General features: G+C 49.3%; 12 protein-coding genes and 7 pseudogenes. All 19 read right to left on the reverse strand.

The window, feature by feature from the left end; all coding sequences use genetic code 11:
• Positions 1 to 148 precede the first annotated feature (148 nt).
• A complete protein-coding gene (gene uvrB, locus JCM17471_RS07490; protein WP_054777405.1) occupies positions 149 to 2,155 on the reverse strand; it encodes an excinuclease ABC subunit UvrB in 2,007 nt (668 codons plus the stop codon).
• Between the two features lie 233 nt (positions 2,156 to 2,388).
• Complete coding sequence (locus JCM17471_RS07495; protein WP_054777406.1) at positions 2,389 to 3,036, reverse strand: YfbR-like 5'-deoxynucleotidase; 648 nt, start codon at positions 3,034 to 3,036, stop codon at positions 2,389 to 2,391.
• A 133-nt stretch (positions 3,037 to 3,169) separates the two neighbouring features.
• A complete protein-coding gene (locus tag JCM17471_RS07500) occupies positions 3,170 to 4,894 on the reverse strand; it encodes a phospho-sugar mutase (protein WP_054777407.1) in 1,725 nt (574 codons plus the stop codon).
• A 207-nt stretch (positions 4,895 to 5,101) separates the two neighbouring features.
• Positions 5,102 to 6,051, reverse strand: a pseudogene (trxB, locus tag JCM17471_RS07505) (thioredoxin-disulfide reductase).
• A gap of 76 nt (positions 6,052 to 6,127) precedes the next feature.
• Positions 6,128 to 7,192, reverse strand: coding sequence for an NAD(P)H-dependent glycerol-3-phosphate dehydrogenase (locus JCM17471_RS07510; RefSeq protein ID WP_054777408.1), 1,065 nt, complete (start codon positions 7,190 to 7,192; stop codon positions 6,128 to 6,130).
• 11 nt (positions 7,193 to 7,203) lie between these two features.
• Positions 7,204 to 8,037, reverse strand: a complete 834-nt coding sequence (gene lgt / locus JCM17471_RS07515; protein WP_173578937.1) for a prolipoprotein diacylglyceryl transferase — start codon at positions 8,035 to 8,037, stop codon at positions 7,204 to 7,206.
• Positions 8,034 to 8,969, reverse strand: a complete 936-nt coding sequence (hprK, locus tag JCM17471_RS07520) for an HPr(Ser) kinase/phosphatase (protein ID WP_054777409.1) — start codon at positions 8,967 to 8,969, stop codon at positions 8,034 to 8,036. Before hprK ends, lgt begins: the two co-directional genes overlap by 4 nt.
• 176 nt (positions 8,970 to 9,145) lie before the next feature.
• Entirely contained in the window at positions 9,146 to 9,490 is a 345-nt protein-coding gene (locus JCM17471_RS07525; protein WP_054777410.1) for a phage holin family protein, read from the reverse strand.
• Positions 9,490 to 9,771, reverse strand: a complete 282-nt coding sequence (locus JCM17471_RS07530) for a hypothetical protein (RefSeq protein ID WP_054777411.1) — start codon at positions 9,769 to 9,771, stop codon at positions 9,490 to 9,492. The genes JCM17471_RS07525 and JCM17471_RS07530 overlap by 1 nt, the downstream gene beginning before the upstream one ends.
• 17 nt (positions 9,772 to 9,788) lie before the next feature.
• A pseudogene (gene liaX / locus JCM17471_RS16805) lies at positions 9,789 to 11,252 on the reverse strand (daptomycin-sensing surface protein LiaX).
• Positions 11,253 to 11,424: 172 nt separating this feature from the next.
• A pseudogene (phoU, locus tag JCM17471_RS07540) lies at positions 11,425 to 12,101 on the reverse strand (phosphate signaling complex protein PhoU).
• 9 nt (positions 12,102 to 12,110) lie between these two features.
• Positions 12,111 to 12,874: pseudogene (pstB, locus tag JCM17471_RS07545) on the reverse strand (phosphate ABC transporter ATP-binding protein PstB).
• Positions 12,875 to 12,897: 23 nt separating this feature from the next.
• Positions 12,898 to 13,706: pseudogene (gene pstB / locus JCM17471_RS07550) on the reverse strand (phosphate ABC transporter ATP-binding protein PstB).
• A 9-nt stretch (positions 13,707 to 13,715) separates the two neighbouring features.
• Positions 13,716 to 14,599, reverse strand: a pseudogene (gene pstA / locus JCM17471_RS07555) (phosphate ABC transporter permease PstA).
• Positions 14,599 to 15,519 (reverse strand): phosphate ABC transporter permease subunit PstC, encoded by a 921-nt coding sequence (pstC, locus tag JCM17471_RS07560; RefSeq protein ID WP_054777412.1) that lies wholly within the window; start codon positions 15,517 to 15,519, stop codon positions 14,599 to 14,601. Before pstC ends, pstA begins: the two are co-directional and overlap by 1 nt.
• A 13-nt stretch (positions 15,520 to 15,532) precedes the next feature.
• Positions 15,533 to 16,353, reverse strand: a pseudogene (locus tag JCM17471_RS07565) (phosphate ABC transporter substrate-binding protein PstS family protein).
• A gap of 123 nt (positions 16,354 to 16,476) precedes the next feature.
• Positions 16,477 to 17,025: a sensor histidine kinase gene (locus JCM17471_RS15200; protein WP_225354183.1), complete on the reverse strand. Its 549-nt coding sequence runs from the start codon at positions 17,023 to 17,025 to the stop codon at positions 16,477 to 16,479.
• The gene (locus tag JCM17471_RS15205) at positions 17,022 to 17,228 is read right to left on the reverse strand and encodes a histidine kinase dimerization/phospho-acceptor domain-containing protein (RefSeq protein ID WP_225354184.1); all 207 of its coding nucleotides are present in this window, start codon (positions 17,226 to 17,228) and stop codon (positions 17,022 to 17,024) included. The genes JCM17471_RS15200 and JCM17471_RS15205 overlap by 4 nt, the downstream gene beginning before the upstream one ends.
• Complete coding sequence (locus JCM17471_RS15210; RefSeq protein WP_225354185.1) at positions 17,186 to 18,019, reverse strand: hypothetical protein; 834 nt, start codon at positions 18,017 to 18,019, stop codon at positions 17,186 to 17,188. The genes JCM17471_RS15205 and JCM17471_RS15210 overlap by 43 nt, the downstream gene beginning before the upstream one ends.
• Between the last annotated feature and the right edge of the window lie 62 nt (positions 18,020 to 18,081).

Here is an 18,081-nt window from a genome sequence, read left to right on the forward strand (position 1 = left end):
AGTTATTCTTAGGATTGGTGACATCGATGTCTTTCAAATTATGGGCTCGAGCCCCGTGAATCACGATTTTATCATTTGCCATTTATTCACACTTCTTCCGTTCAGATTAACCATACTGACGCGCTGTGGTAACGAGATCAGCACCTGGTTACATGTCTGCTTGCAGTTCCAAAATGGTATCACGCAAGGTGGCCGCTTGTTCGAAGTCTAACTTCTTAGCCGCTGCTGCCATCTGGTCCTGTAAGTTCTTGACCAATTCTTGCTTATCAGCCTTACTCATGTCCGCGAGATCAACCTCAGCGAAACTCTTGTCGGCATCTTCTGTTTCAATCTTTTCAAGACTTGAGATCGCATCCCGAATCGGTTTGATAATTGTCTTTGGTGTAATGCCGTGTTCTTCATTGAACTTCTCTTGAATCTCACGCCGACGCTTGGTTTCACCAATCGCTGCTTTCATCGAATCGGTCATCTTGTCCGCGTACATAATCACTTGACCGTGTTCATTCCGGGACGCCCGGCCAATGGTTTGAATCAATGACCGCTCAGCGCGCAAGAAACCTTCCTTGTCCGCATCCAAAATCGCAATCAGTGACACTTCGGGCACATCGATCCCTTCACGCAACAGATTGATCCCAATCAGCACATCAAACTTACCCAATCGTAGATCCCGGATAATCTGAGTCCGCTCCAACGTCTTGATATCACTGTGCAGGTACTTAACCTTGATACCCATGTCCTTCAAGTAATCCGTCAAGTCTTCCGCCATTTTCTTGGTCAAGGTCGTAATGAAGACCCGTTCGTGGCGTTCGACACGGATATTGATTTCTGATACCAGGTCATCAATTTGGCCCATAATCGGCCGCACCTCGATATTCGGATCCAGCAAGCCCGTTGGTCGAATGATCTGTTCAGCAACATCGTCTTTTGGCACCCGTTCCTCTTCATAAGGACCAGGCGTTGCGCTGACGTACAGAATCTGATTCACGTGTTGTTCGAATTCATCAATCTTGAGTGGTCGGTTATCCAAGGCACTTGGCAGCCGGAACCCATAATCCACAAGCATCTGCTTGCGGGCGCGGTCTCCGTTATACATTCCACGCACTTGCGGCATGGTCACGTGACTTTCATCGACCATGATCACAAAGTCCTTCGGGAAGAAGTCGAGCAAGGTATATGGTGGTTCACCGGGCAGACGCCCATCCATGTGCCGTGAGTAGTTTTCAATCCCACTGGTGAAGCCCATTTCACGCAACATTTCGATATCATAGTTGGTGCGCTGTTCCAGCCGTTGGGCCTCGAGTAACTTATTTTCACCCTTCAAAACAGCCAAGCGATCGGTCAATTCAGCTGAAATACTGCCGATGGCTTTTTCCATCTGATCATCATTGGTCATAAAGTGAGTCGCTGGGAAAATGGCGACGTGTTCCCGTTCGCCGAGCACTTCACCGGTCAACGCATCGACCTCGGTAATTCGGTCGACCTCGTCACCAAAGAATTCAACTCGAATCGCGTGATCATCGCGGCTCGCTGGGAAGATTTCGACCACATCCCCACGAACACGGAAACGACCACGTTGAAAATCAATGTCGTTGCGATCGAATTGAATATCAACCAATTGGCGCAACAAGGTGTTGCGATCGATTTCCATGCCCTGCCGAATCGACAGCACGTGGTCGCGATATTCGTGTGGATCCCCCAACCCGAAGATGGAAGACACGGAAGCCACAACAATCACGTCGTTACGTTCAAGCAAGGCACTGGTGGCACTGTGCCGCAACTTATCGATTTCATCATTGATGGCCGAATCCTTTTCGATATACGTATCTGAACTCGGCACATAGGCTTCTGGTTGATAGTAGTCATAATAGGAAACAAAATACTCGACAGCGTTGTGCGGGAAGAATTCCTTGAACTCACCATAGAGCTGGCCGGCCAGTGTCTTGTTGTGCGACAAAATTAGGGTTGGCCGATTGAGCTTGGCGATAACGTTACTCATGGTGAACGTCTTCCCAGTCCCGGTCGCCCCCAGCAAGATCTGTTCTTTTTCACCTCGCTGAAACCCTTGAACTAATTTATCGATGGCCTGTGGCTGATCCCCAGCAGGCTGATAAGCTGAGACAAGATCAAATTTCTGATCGTCATGTCGTTCAATCATGGTATTCCTCCTCTAATCACGCTGCATCATGTGTTCTCTCCGTCATATCTCGAACCAAAAAGCCCCGTTCATCCACTTGGATTCACGGGGCTTACGCACACATATTGTTATCCCTGTGCGGACCGTGATTGACGCATATAATCGGTTTTGATTATATCACACCGAACATACTTTCGCCAATCAGGAGGGGCTGAAGCTGTGGCAAAAGACGTCTTTTGTCTCAGCTTGTCAATTTAATCGGTCAAGTCAGTATCCGCAATGGTTTGCCGGGTGAGCTGGTGTAACAGCTCACGATCGGCAAACTTCTCATCGAGCATATCTGGCAACATCTCTTTTAAGAAATACTGCACGCTGGGGCGGTCCTTGAAATCCAAAATCGTACTCAGGGATTCCGTGTAGATGTTCAGGAACACGCGCTCAGGGTTGCCCTTTTCAATCTCGCCAAAGGATTCATATAAGAGGTCGACTTTATCGGCAATCGAAAGGATTTGGCCTTCCAGGGTATCATCCTTACCTTCTGACAAACGCCGGCGATAACGATCCTGATAAGGCGCCGGAATTTCATTTTTGATGAAGTTTTCCGTCATGGAATCTTCGACATCAGCCAACATGTGGCGCAGTGTCGGTGTCGCGTACTTGACGGGTGTCTTGATATCACCGATGAAGCGTTCGGTGTAATCGTGATTCAATGCCTTCTCGTATAACATCTGCCAATTGATCTTGTTGCCTGCTTCTTCTTCGATATCCGCTAACAACTGGGCAATTTCTGCAACCTTAAATGAATGTGCGGCAACGCTGTGTTCGGCGTACTTGAAGAATCCTGGTGCGCGGCGCAATGTTTCCAAATTGTTCAATCCCTGAATAAACTGGTGCATTCCCATATGTTAGAGGCCTCCCTAGGCTAAAATTGTTCCTATGTTAGCACAGAGTCAATCCACCCACAAGCCACAAAAGCCGCGGTGAAACCGAAACCAAGTCGACTTCACCGCGGCTTTAACGCGCGATTATTTTATTTTAATTTTGCCGAAATGCAGCCAAATCTGCTTCAAATTGATCGAGCTTCTTGCTTGCAGCATCCAGATTCTCAGCACTGGTACCGACGTAGAACTTCACCTTAGGCTCTGTCCCGGATGGCCGAATCGCAATCCAGGTACCATCGTCCAAGATATACTTGAGTACATTGCTGACGGGCATATCGATTGGGCTGACAGCACCGTCATCGTCAGTGGCCGTTTGCAGTTGGTAATCTTCGACCCGCTTGATGGCGTGGCCCGCAAAGGCCGTTGGTTGATTGGTCCGGAACTTGGTCATCAGGTCTGCCATTTCGCTCGCACCATCGATACCCTCAAAATCAACCGAGATGGTCTTTTCTTCAAAGTAGCCATATTGTTGGTAGAGCGCTTGAATGCCATCCCACAGGGTTTGATTCTTGGACTTATAATAAGCAGCCACTTCAGCTAGGAGCACGGTGGATTGAATCGCATCCTTGTCGCGAACAAATGGCTTGATCAGGTAGCCGTAACTCTCTTCAAAGCCAAACAGGAATTCGTGTTCACCGGTGGCTTCATAGTGCTTGATTTGGTCACCGATAAACTTAAAGCCGGTCTCAACGTTGATCATGTCAACATCGTAATCCTGAGCGATTGCTGTCGCCAGCTCGGTGGACACAATGGATTTCACAACGGCACCATTCTTAGGCAATGTGCCGGCCTGCTTGCGCGCTTCCAGAATGTAGTGCAACAGCAATGATGCGATTTGGTTCCCGGTCAGCAATTGATAGTGATCGCCCGTCCAAACCGCTGTCCCTAATCGATCGGCATCGGGATCAGTCGCGATCAGAATTTCTGCGTGGTCTTCCTTACCCAATTCAATCGCCATGTCGAAGGCCTGAGTGAATTCGGGGTTGGGGAATGGCACCGTTGGGAATTCGGGATCGGCAACACTCTGTTCTGGAACCAAACGGAAGTCTTCAAACCCTGCATTCCGCAGCGCCAATTGTGCCGGAATCCGACCCGTCCCATGCAATGGGGTATAGATCAGCTTCATGTTCTTACCGACCGTTTTGACCAGATCAGAGTTGATGGTGACTGTCCGGATTTGGTCGTAATAGGCTTCATCGATATCCTCACCGATGATGGTCAACAACTTTTGCGCCCGCAAATCCTGCACTGCCACTTGCTCGATGGCAAACAGATCTGGCACCTTACGAATATAGCCTGTAATCATATCGGATTCTTCAGGGGCCATCTGCGCACCATCTTCACCATAAATCTTATACCCGTTGTACTGCTTAGGATTATGGCTCGCTGTAATCATGATCCCCGCGTAGGTCTTCAAGTACCGAACGGCAAAGGATAATTCAGGAGTTGGTCGCAGACTATCAAACACATAGCTCTTGATGCCATGAGCGCCAAGGACACTCGCTGAGGTGTAGGCAAATTCCTGACTTTGATACCGTGAGTCATAGCTGATGACAACGCCTTGAGCGCGCTTCTCTTCGCTCAGCGTCATCATGAACTGGGCTAACCCTTCTGTGGCCTGAGCGACTGTGTAGACGTTCATCCGGCCAATCCCGGCACCGAGCACACCGCGCATGCCGGCGGTCCCAAATGACATGGGTGCGGCAAACGCCATTTCTTTTTGTTCCTCATCGTTTGCCATCTGTGCGAGGCTACGTTTTACTTCTGGATCCAAATTGGGCTGTTGTTGCCACAATGCGTACGTTGCTTGATAATCCATCAGATCATCTCCCTTTTCTTCTTTTGATACCCCCTATTATACCTGTGCCCGACGAATAAGGTAGCAATTATTATGAATAAATTTCAAATTGATTGTTGACGATACTAATATTCTGTAAGCGTTATCAATCAGATGGTAAAAAAGCGTCGCGACAAAACGATTCCGTTTCATCACGACGCTGGTTTTGCATATTTTTATCAAAATGAGTTATTTTGCGTCCACTGTTTCTGGCACGTCATTCAAGCTTTGAATGTAATTGAAGACACTCTGACCTGCTTGACCACCTTCACCCACAGCTGTGGTGATTTGGCGCAAGTTCTTCGCCCGCACATCACCGATCGCAAAATCCCAGGCACACGGGTTGCCATCAATTCATCCGTTGGTACCCAACCTGCTTCATCCAAGATACCCAAATCAGTGAATGCACTGGTCAATGGGTTCACACCGACATAGATAAAGGCACCGCTAGCGGGAACAACATGTTCCTCACCGGTTTCCTTATCACGGTACTTCACACCGGTGACCTTCATGTCATCACCTTCGATGGCTTCAACCTGAGCGTTCCAGACAAAGTTCATCTTGTCATTAGCAAAGGCACGCTTTTGAATGATCTGTTGCGCACGCAATTGGTCACGACGGTGAATCACAGTCACCTTAGAGGCCAATTGGGTCAGATAGAGCCCTTCTTCAATGGCGGAATCGCCGCCACCGACAACAACTAATTCACGGTTCTTGAAGAATGCCCCATCACATACGGCACAGTACGAAACACCACGGCCGCTGTAGGTTTCTTCACCGTCGACACCTAACTTCTTGTGGTCAGCCCCTGTGGCGATCACAATGGCTTTTGCCAGATAGGTATCTTCATCGGTGATGACTTCCTTCAATGCCCCTTGATTACGAACTTGAGTGACATTGCCATAAGCATATTCAGCGCCGAATTGAGTTGCTCCGTCGTACATCTTTTGACCCAAGTCCGGGCCCAAAATGGATGAGAAACCGGGATAGTTCTCAATTTCTGCGGTGTTGTTCATCTGCCCACCATAAATCCCACGGTCGAGCATCAATACAGACAAGTTGGCACGAGACGCATAGAGCGCCGCCGTCATCCCACCAGGACCAGCACCGATTACAACCACATCATATTGTTTTGCCATGGCATGATCTCTCCTTAACGCGCGTGACGACCGCTTTGAACAGTCGCACGCTTATTTTTGCTTACATATAGTAAGCCTAATATGTGTCACTATACATGTTTTGGTCAGTTTGTAAACTGTCTTGTGCAAAATCGAATTCTGGCTTACCAGCGCGTCGCATCAGATCGGTAATTACCGTTCGAATCGGCTCATTCTGATAGAGAACGCAATAAATGGCATCCGTAATCGGCATGTCGACACCTTGTTCGGCAGCCAATTCGTGCGCGACCTTAGTTGTCGATACCCCTTCAACGACCATGCCCATATTTTCGAGCACATCGGGTAACGCTTCACCTTGGCCCAAGGCATTCCCTGCGCGCCAGTTACGTGAGTGAACCGACGTCCCCGTCACAATCAAGTCACCGACACCGGAAAGCCCAATAAAGGTCATTGGGTCCGCCCCCATTTTGACACCCAATCGGGTAATCTCAGCTAGCCCACGCGTCAGCAGCGCCGCCTTAGTGTTATCACCATAGCCCAGACCGTGAAGGGCACCGGCACCAATGGCAATCACATTTTTCAACGCCGCCCCCATCTCAACACCCAAAACATCGGTGTTGGTGTACAGGCGGAAGTAGTCGTTCATGAACAAGGTCTGTACCGCTTGGGCACAGGCCACGTCTGTTGATGCGGCCGTGAGCGTGGTGATATCGCGCCGAGCGACATCTTCAGCATGACTCGGACCAGAAATCACGACGATTCCCTGACGTTTGTCCGCCGGGATCACAGCTTCAAGCACTTGTGATACGCGCAATTCGGTTTGCTTTTCCAAGCCCTTTGCCGCGTGGACGATGACGGGCTTTTGATTCTCTGCCAGTAGTGGCACCACTGATTCTGCCACGCTGCGAATCGCATTTGTCGGCACAACAAACAAAATCACTTGGGCATCCGCCAAGGCGAGCGCCAGATCACTGGTGACCACCAAACGGTCATCCAAACGAAAATCAGGTAAGTAGTGCTGATTATAGTGTGTTGTCATCAATTCAACGGCTTGACTCTCGTGGTGTGTCCAGAGTGTCACCTTGTGGCCATTTTCGACCAAGAGGTTCGCCAGCACGGTGCCCCAAGAGCCCGCACCTAAAACTGCAATCGTCGTTGCCAAAAATATTCCCCCTAATTAGCGTACTTCATGAGATTACCTTCCAGATACCAAGGTACTGATTGACGGCGGCGATAGATCCAGGTGCCCAGTGCGGCGACAAACAGAATAATGGAGACAACCTGTGAGACCCGCAGTCCTGGGAGTGCATATAGACTATCGGTGCGCATGCCTTCAACGAAGAACCGCCCGAAACTGTACCACATCACATAACTCAGGAAAATCTCGCCTTGCTTAAACCAGTGCTCATGATGCCGCACAGTCATGATCAAGATGAAGCCGGCCACATTCCATGCCGATTCATAGAGGAAGGTTGGTTGTCGATATGACCCATTGATCAACATCTGTTGGATCACCCATCCTGGTAGATGGATGCCCTTCAAAAAGGCCAAACTGGTCACCGCACCATACGCTTCCTGATTCATAAAGTTACCCCAGCGACCGATGGCCTGTGCAATCATCACGGTCGGTGCGACGATATCCATCACCAACCAGATCGACAGCCACTGGACACGTGCATAGATGATAAACACGATCGATGCCGCAATTAATGCCCCATAAATCGCGATACCACCATGCCAAATGGCGATAATCTCGCTCGGATGTGCCGCATAATACGGCCATTTGAAGGCAACATAGTAGAGCCGAGCCCCAATCAGAGCAAAAGGCAGCGACCACAGAATCAAGTTCATGATGTGGTCTTCATTCACCTGCCGCCGACTCGCTTCTTTGGTTGCCAGATACACAGCGAGCAAAACACCGCTCGCAATAATGACCCCATACCAGTGAATGGCCAAGCCACCCAGTTGAATGGCAATGGGATTGAGTGCGCCCATAATCATTGTCATTCCCCCGAGTTTGTTTGAATTAAGCGATTCAGATTTGCCTCAAAGGTCTTGGTAGCGTCATAACCCATCGACTTGGCCCGGAAGTTCATTGCGGCCACTTCAATAATGATGGCTAAGTTCCGCCCAACCTTAACGGGGACAGTAATCTTAGGTACAGGCACATCAAAGATCTGCTGCGTTTGTTCACCGGAACCTAAACGATCAAAACTCTTATCAGGACTCCAGTTTTCAAGGTGCACAATCAATGAAATCGCGGTATTTTCCCGCACGGCACCAGCACCAAACAGATTCATCACATCGATAATCCCAATCCCGCGAATTTCGAGTAAGTGTGACAAAATGGCAGGTGCTTCACCGATGACAGTTTGTTCATCCTGTTGATAGACATCAACGCGATCGTCAGCGATTAATCGATGGCCACGTTGTACCAGTTCCAATGCGGTTTCGGACTTACCAACCCCGGAATCACCGGTAATCAAAACCCCTAAACCATAAATATCGACCAACACACCGTGCATACTGCGGCGTTCAGCCAGTTGACCATCCAAGTATTCCGTAATCAAGGATGAGAGCCGCGTCGTTGGTAATTTGGAGCTCAACACAGGGATGTGTGCGGTTGCCGCCGCCTGCAACATTTCATCAGGAATGGGTAGCCCACGCGAGACCAGAAATGCTGGCGTGTCTTCTGCCGCCATGCGCTTCAAAATCAGTGCGCGTTCATCACTGCTCATGTTACGGGCAAATGAAATTTCTGTTCGACCAAATAATTGAATTCGTTCATGTGGATAATAATTAAAATAGCCGGTTAATTCCAAACCGGGTCGGGAAATATCACTAACGACAATCTCGCGTTCGGTCAGATATTCTTCACCTCTGACCACCTCAAGATTGGTGTCAGTCACCAATTGCTTCACAGTTACACTGTCTGCCATATGGGTTTCACCTAACTTTCACAATAGTTAGGTCAATTCTACCATAGGAAAGCGTCACATAGCGTAATCGAGGCAAAAGAAGTCAAATCTTAACGGAGCTGTGGCAAACCAAAGAGCCTGCGACAAAACCAAAACTGGTTTATCGCAGGCTCCCGCTATATGATTAAGTTTTTGTTTTATGCTTCATTTCTTGATGAGGTGAATAAGGCATTGATTACCGAAATGACAATCGCCAAAATCACGCTGCTACCGAAGCTACTAAATGCGATCCCCGGCACAAACCAGGTCATCAGGTTGAGCATCAGTGCGTTGATCACCAAGAGAAAGAGACCAAACGTCAAGATGGTAATGGGAAAAGACAGAAACTTAAGGATTGGTCGAACCAAACCGTTCAAGATTCCTAAGACGATGGCCCCTGCCAACGCTGTCCCCAAACTTGCCACCATGAGTTGCCCGGGTGCAAGCTGCGCGTACGCAATGAAGATCAGTGTTGTCAAAAGTGTGCGCTTAATGAAACCCATTAAAAATCGCTCCAATCGTCGTCTTTTTCAGTCACATTATCGGCGGCTTTACGTTCTTGATTGTTGTCGACATGTGTCTGCCAATCGTCGTGACGGCGATTGTTGCGACGATATTGTCGATATGGGCGACCGTGATGATGATCACGCGAGAAGAAGACAATCAACCCGATAATCACCGCTGGCCAGAACAGCACTTTCACAAAGAAAAACAGTAACATGAATGGAACGATGAGCAAAAGCCCAATCCCAAAGAGAAATAGCGGAATCAATAGTAGTGGCATTTGCCAACACTCCTTTTTTAGTCTTGTTCGTCAGTATTTTTCAACTGAATATTACCACTGGTGGTCGTAACGGTCAGTTCGCCGACCGGATCACCGGCACGTGTCAATTCGAGTTGCTTAGGGCTCTTAGTTGGGACACTGACACCACTCAAGCGGCTCTTCACACTCCCAAAACGAGTTTTTGCAGCGCCACTCAACCCAATGGATTCAGGTAAAGCCAGTTTGACGTTACCATTCACGGATGATGCATTCAAGACCTTGAATTCACCAGTGTATGTGCTGCGAATCGTCCCGTTAACGGTCTGAAGTTGAGCAGTAACGGGTGTGGTCTTCAACTTGATATCGCCATTCACGGTTTCGAGAAAGGCATCGTGTACCCCACCATCGATGAGCTTGATTGAACCGTTCACACCTTGTGCTTCCAGCATCACCATCTGCACGTTATTCAATTGAATATCGCCATTGGTGTTCTTGAGGTAGAAGTCCTTACCGTGCACTTGATCGAGATTGATGTTCCCCGTTCAGTGAGCGAATGGTGGTGTGATCGTATTCGCGATCAGGCAAGTACACAACCAGATCTGCTTGGACCCGCTTGTTTGGCACTTGGAAAATAAAGTGATCGTCTGTCACATCAATCCGGCTGCGTTCCATGAAGGCTGCCAGTGGTGATTCTGCTTGCATCTTGCCGTAAAGCTTGATGTTGGCTTCGACACGGAATCCTGATTGGTCCCAAGGCTTGAAGGTCACATCACCGTTGGCCACCTTCAGATCCAAGATGGTTGCGGCACTCTCTGGAAAATCAAAGGTGTGACTGAAGCGTTCTGTGGCCAGTCCTGGCACCTTGATGGTGATGTCTTTCCAATCAACATTATCGAGCACCGTGCTCATAGTTGACTTCACGATGTGGCCGATTTGGTTGGTCGCATCGCCCATTGTCTTGCCTAGGTCATTCAATGTATCGCGGGCTTGGTCTTGCCATTCACCACCGAGTACTTGATCCTTGATGCGTTGCTTGGTGAGTTGACGTTGCTCTTGTTCAAGCTCGCTCAACTGTGACTTCAAACTCTCTTGCTGTTGCGTCAAGTCGGTTAACTGCTGGTTGAGTTGCAGATTTTCTTGCTTCAAACGGCCACGCTCTTGATACTTTTCTTGTGTTAAGGTATCGAGATCTTCCATGGTGTCTAATACGATAATCTGTTCTTCGTTGGCCGCGACTTGCTTGTGCGTGGCCCTGATTTGTTCGCTCAGCGCATCGAGATTACCAGAAACCGTTGCGATGCGAGTATTCAAATCACTCAAGGCTTGCTCGGTTTGATCCACCGTCGTTTCTGCTTCGGCTTCCGGTTGTTCATCGGCTGCTTTGTCATCGGCTGGTTGATTGGTTACTGATTTTTGGCTAAGTTTTCTAACAATACTAAAGCTTCTTCACTTGAAAGGATCCCCTGCTTGACGAGATCTAAAATGCGTTCACGTTCGTTCATCGGTCTACCTCCATTTGGTTGTCTTAACTGATGACCTTAGTATGCACGCTTTTTGGATTTGACGCATAGGGCCTAAGATTGATTTTCATCTCGGACTGTTTTGGCCAAATAAACAGGAGCACCGACCACCGCCGAAAAGGCGTGTCATGCTCCTGTTTGGTGGCGTGAATGACTAGAATTCATCCTCGCTCGCGTTAGAGTTCAATTCTAACAACTTCCCTGTCTTCAAGTAGACGATCCATTCACAGATGTTGGTGACATAATCCCCGATCCGTTCTAGGTAGGATGACACGAACATGTAGTCCATGGAACCCACGATGGTATCGGCATCACGGGTCATCTCATCGATACACTTCTCATAAATATTGTTTGAGAAATCATTGATGCCATGGTCTTCTTCAGCGATTTGGCGTGCTTTTTGTCGTTTTCTTTGACATACGCGTCGAGGACTTGTTCCACCATCTCCTTGACGGCTTCGGCCATGTCAGCGATATCCTTTTCGATCGCAGGCACCCGGGTTTCACCCTTCACCCGAATTGTGGACTTGGCAATGGAAACCGCGTGGTCGCCCATGCGTTCCAAGTCAGAGCTCGCCTTCATAACGGTGACGATCATCCGCAAGTCTGTGGTCACAGGCTGCTGCAAAGCAATCATCTCGAAGCTGGCCTTTTCGAGCTCAACTTCGCGTTCATTGATGTGCTTGTCTTCATGAATCACTTCACGGGCCAGGTCTTTATCGTGATTGATAAATGCCTTGACCGATTTATAGATTGCCTCGTTGACCATCATCCCCATTTCCGAGAATCGCACGTGCAGGTCATTCAGTTCATCTTCAAAAACTCGTCGCATAATACCCTCCTATCCGAATCGACCACTGATATAGTCTTCGGTTTCTTTTTCACTAGGATTCATAAAGATTTTTTGGTTTCATCGAATTCAATCAAGTTCCCTTGCAAGAAGAAAGCGGTCCGATCGGAAATCCGTGACGCCTGATGCATATTATGCGTTACCAAAATAATCGTATATTGATCTCTTAATTCTAGCAACATATTCTCGATTTGGGTACTAGAAATTGGATCCAGGGCACTCGTCGGTTCGTCCATCAAGATCACATCAGGTTTCACGGCAAGCACGCGCGCGATGACCACCCGCTGTTGTTGCCCACCAGATAAGGATAAGGCACTCTCGTGAAGCTTATCTTTCACTTCATCCCAGATGGCGGCGGCCTTCAGACTGGTCTCAACCGCTTCATCCAACACGGCGCGATCCTTCACCCCGGCTAACCGCAGGCCATACACGACATTGTCATAGATTGAGAATGGAAATGGATTGGGTTGTTGGAAGACCATCCCCACTTGTTTGCGCAGTTGCACGACGTCCTCGGTTGGCGCGTAAATGTTTTGCCCCCGCAAAGCGATGTTACCGGTAATGGTGACCCCGGGAATCAAATCGTTCATGCGGTTGAGCGTGCGCAAGTAAGTGGACTTCCCGCAACCGGATGGCCCGATCAATGCGGTGATTTCGTGTTCCTTGAAATCCAAATTAATGCCCTTGAGTGCTTCATACTTGCCATAAAACAGATGCACATCTGAACTCGTGATCACTGTTTCTTTTTCTGCCATGTTGGGTCTCCTTATTCGTCGCCCTAGCCGAAATGACCAGAGACGTAATCCTCAGTTGCTTGAATCTTGGGCCGTGTAAAAATCTTGCGGGTTTCATCGTATTCAATCGCTTGGCCGCTGTAGAAGAACGCCGTGTAATCACTAATCCGAGCCGCCTGCTGCATGTTGTGCGTCACGATAATGATTGTGTACTGTTCCTTCAATGCCATCAAGGTGTCTTCAACGGTTGATGTTGAGATTGGATCCAGCGCACTGGCTGGTTCATCTAACAGCAAAATATCCGGCTGCATGGCAATCGCCCGCGCGATACACAGGCGCTGTTGTTGGCCCCCAGAGAGTGCTAAGGCACTTGAATGCAGGTCATCTTTGACCTGATCCCACAGCGCGGCCTGTTTCAGACTGGTTTCCACCACTTCGTCCAGTTTCTTTTATCTTTTTCACCAAACCGCTTCAGCGCAAACGTGATGTTGTCGTAGATTGATTTGGCAAATGGATTTGGGCGCTGGAACACCATACCGATGTGCTTACGCATCTCGTAGATATCGACGTCGTTGCTATTGATATCCAAATCGCGATACATGATTTTACCCGTGACCCGTGTCCCATCAATATTATCGTTCATCCGGTTGATTGAGCGCAAGAAGGTGGATTTACCAGACCCTGACGCCCCGATCAACGCGGTGATTTTGTAGCGTTCAAATGGTAAGGAAACACCGTGAATCGCTTCTTTATCCCCATAAAATACGCGCAAGTCCTCTGTCTCAACCGCAATCTCTTGCTTTTGGCGGTCGAACTCGCGGATATAGGTATCATCTAATGAATAGTTTTGCATGCTGACCTCCTAGCTAGCCGTCATCTTCTTGTACAGCTTGTTGCCGGCATAACGCGCCAACAGGTTGAATAACAATACCGCAATGATCAAGACTGCGGATGCCCCAGCCGACACAGCGGCCGCATCGGGCTGAATCCCTTCAGAGTTGATCTTCCAAATATGCACCGCCAATGTTTCAGCGGGTCGGAATGGGTTCAGGGGACTCGCGATGTTCATTGGGTTCCAATTGGTGAAGTCGAGTGCTGGTGCACTTTGACCGGCCGTATAGATCAGCGCAGCCGCTTCCCCAAACACACGACCAGCACCCAAAATGGTCCCGGTGATAATCCCAGGCAAAGCTTCGGGAATGACCACGTGTACGACCGTTTCCCACCGCGATAACCCTAACGCTAACCCCGCTTCACGCTGGGTGAAGTGAATCTGGCGTAAGGAGTCTTCCACGTTTCTGGTCAGCAGTGGCAGATTGAAAACGGTCAATGCTAGCGCCCCAGATAAAATTGAGAAGCCAAATTTGAACTGTAAAACAAAGACCAAGAAACCGAATAACCCAACCACAACGGAAGGCAACGAGCTCAGGATTTCGATTGACGTCCGAATCACATCGGTAATCCAGTTTTCTTCGCGTATTCTGAGAGATAAATACCGGCGCCAAGGGCCAGTGGAATGGAGATTAACATCGCTAAGATTAATAAATAAAAGGAATTGAACAGTTGAATTCCGATTCCGCCGCCCGCTTCAAAGGTACTAGCGGGTGAGGTCAGGAAATGCCAGGAGACATGTGGTAAGCCTTGAACCAGGATGTAGAGTAACAAACTGGCCAAAATACCTGTGATGATGACCGCGATGGTGTAGAGCACACCTGTCGCAACTTTATCAGCTTGTTTTGGCTGCATTACTTCAACTCTCCCTTCTTACCAATCCAACGAATCACAATGTTGAAGAATAATGACATCAGTAACAACAGTAATGCCAATGACCATAAGGCGTTGTTTTCAAGTGAACCCATAACGGTATTCCCAATCCCGCTGGTCAATACTGAGGTCAGCGTGGATGCCGGTGATACCAAATTCTTTGGCAACAGTGAGGCATTCCCGATCACCATCTGAACGGCCAATGCTTCACCGAAGGCCCGCGCCATCCCAAAGACAATCCCGGTCAAAATACCTGGTGTCGCAGCCCGTAAGACCACGCGCCAAATTGTCTGCCAGCGTGTTGCCCCGAGCGCCAGTGAGGCGGAGCGGTAATGCGATGGTACAGCCTTCAATGCATCCACGGACATGGATGTCACCGTTGGCAGAATCATGACAAACAGCACAAAGGTCCCGGATAAAATCCCAAACCCGGTCCCACCAAATGTTTGGCGTACCAGTGGCACAATCACGGATAACCCGATAAACCCATAAACCACAGAAGGAATCCCGACTAACAGTTCGATAACGGGCTGTAAGATTTTGGTCCCCCACTTAGGTGAGATTTCTGTCATGAAGATAGCCGCGCCCACCGCAAAAGGTGTCGCCACAATGGCGGATAAGAATGTGACCCCAAAGGAGCCTACAATCATCGGCAAGGCACCCACTTGTGGCTTACCAGCCGCATCTTTGACCGCGGGGCTCCACACGGAATGCGTGAGGAAATCCCAGAGGTTCACACCGTTACCAAAGAAGGTGGCAAGCCCTCGTGAGGCAACAAAGAAGAAGATGGCTAAGACGATAACCACAATCAACGTGATACAAAATAAACTGATTAACTTGCCTCGGCGCTCCAATTTAGCGGAACGTGAAGGCTTAAGCATTGATTCTCGAATCGGATCCATTGTCACCCCTCCTTTACTTGACCAATCGGCCCTTTGCATCACGCGTGACTTGCATACTTGTCATTGGGATGTAGCCCATTTTTTGACTAATTTTTCTTGTACCGAGTCAGATAACAGATAGGTCAAGAATTTCTTGGTCAACCCGGTTGGTTCGCCCTTGGTGTACATGTGCTCGTATGACCAAATTGGCCATGCATTCGTGGCCACGTGCGCATCCGTTGGTGTTACCCCATCCAGACTCAAGGCAGCGACGGTCTTGTCGACGTAAGAGAACGCCACGTACGAAATGGCGCCCGGTGTACTGCTGACAATCGAGCGCACCATCCCTGTCGAATCTTGTTCTTGGGCAGGTAATGGCTGCTGGCCATCTAAGACCCAACGCTCGAAAGTTGCCCGCGTCCCGGAGCCCTGCGCCCGGTTCACCACAACAATCGGCAGATCCTTACCACCCACTTGTTTCCAGTTGGTGATTTGACCGGTAAAAATCTTGCGCAGTTGCGCGATGGTCAGGTTCTTGACCCCGACTTTAGGATGGGTAATCGGTGTGATACCGACAACGGCCACCCGGTGGTCCACTAACTTGTTGGCTTTGATGCCAGGTTTTTCTTCCGCAAAGAGATCTGAATTCCCGATATCGACCGCGCCTTCTTGAATCTGGCTCAGTCCGGTACCGGAACCGCCACCCTGCACGTTGATGAAGACGCCCAAATGTTCGGTTTGATATTGTTCTGCGCCGGCTTCAACCAGTGGCTGCAACGCACTGGAACCCACCGCTGTAATCGACTCGCCTTGGCCGCTACCGCCCGCCGAACAAGCAGTGAGGCCGATCCCAATTAGCCCTAGCGCTAATAGCTTGAGTAGTTTTTCACACAAAAGCCCTCCATTTTCTACACTAACAATTACTCTAACAAATGACTGTAAAACTTTATGCCGCATTGTGTAAAAATAACGTAAAGGTCATTCGTTAGGGAGCGTGATCACAAACCGGGTACCCACACCCAGTTGACTGTTGACCTGAATCTTGCCATCGAGTTTTGCGACCAATTCAGCCACAATGGCGAGCCCCAAACCGGTACCGCCGTTGTTGCGGCTGCGCGCTTTATCGACGCGATAGAAACGTTCAAAGATACGCTGTTGCTCATCACTTTCAATCCCGATCCCATTATCCTGCACAACCAGTTCCACCTGTTGATTCGATTTTTGCGTCGCACTGATCAACACATTGCCGGCCTCGTGATTGTAAAAAATCGCGTTGGTCAACAGATTGCGGATGATTTGCGATAGGCGCATCTCATCGATTTGAAGGGTCAAATCCTCCGGAATCTCAGTCATCACATGCACTTGCTTTTGCGTGATCTGCTGTTGCAGGCTCGCCTCAACCGAAGCCACCAGCTTCGCCAGATGAACGGTTTGGACCGAATTATTTTGGCTATCGGCTTGGCTCAACGCCAGGATATCGGTGATGAGCTGACTCAGCCGTGTGCTCTCTTGATAGATAATCGTCAAGAACTGTTTGAGTGCATCGGGGTCGTCTTTTGCGCCCTGCAGCAGGTTTCGGCGAAGCCACTGATGGCCGTCACCGGCGTCTTCAATTCATGACTGACGTTGCCCACGAAGTCCAACTGCATCTGTTCCACTTGGCGCAGGTAGGTGACGTCATATAGAATCACCAGCACTTGGAAATGATCGGTGTGTGGATTGAGCACCACGCTGAGGCATCCACAGCCTTGTTGGTGCCAATTAAGGTGATTTCTTGATGATGCGTGCTCTGAGAACGGAAGGTATGTTCAATCATCCGGGCCAGTGCATAGGTTTTGATATCGTCCACGTAGCTGTGACGCGACTTGCTGATGGGATGCCCCACTAGCGTGCCCATCACCTCATTGCGCAACACCACTTCCCGATCGCTATCGATCAACATGACACCTAATGGCAAATGATCAATCAGACGATCAAAGCTGACTTGGCGCAGGCGTACTTTTTGCCGCAGATGTACCACTTCACTGCCTAAGCGATTGACCGCTTCGACCAGTGGATAGATCGGTGAACGTGGCGCCAAAATAACGGGTTCGGGTTGTTTTTGATGGCGAATTCGATTCAGATTTGCCACACTCTGGGCAATGAGCTCGGCCTCATGGCGGCGGTGCCGGTAATCGAGGCCGATGAGCACCACTGCCGTTGCCAAATAGAGGCTGAGTAGCGAAATCGCAGCTGGGGTTGCCAGCGTATCTTTGACCTGACTCACAGCAAGATATGTATTGCTTTGCTTTTGAAAATAAACCAGTTGAAGCTTGCCGCTCAAGCGCATGCTCTGCGTCAAGTGCTTGGGTTGGCCGGCACGCGTCAATGTCTCCTGCAACAGACGCTCATTGGTCGTATCAGCCGTCCCCGTCAGCGTCGTCACGGTCACATCGGGCAAGTTATCCACCTGATTGCGTTGATAGATATCTGCCACCATCTGAAGTGAACGCGCTTGTTCCTTCACAATCAGTGTTTCCATTCCCCACGCGAGGCAAAAAAGCCCGCTATCGCTAGCAGGCAAAGTGTTATCGTGCGCCGAAT

The organism is Lacticaseibacillus saniviri JCM 17471 = DSM 24301, assembly GCF_001311785.1.
GTDB lineage: Bacteria > Bacillota > Bacilli > Lactobacillales > Lactobacillaceae > Lacticaseibacillus > Lacticaseibacillus saniviri.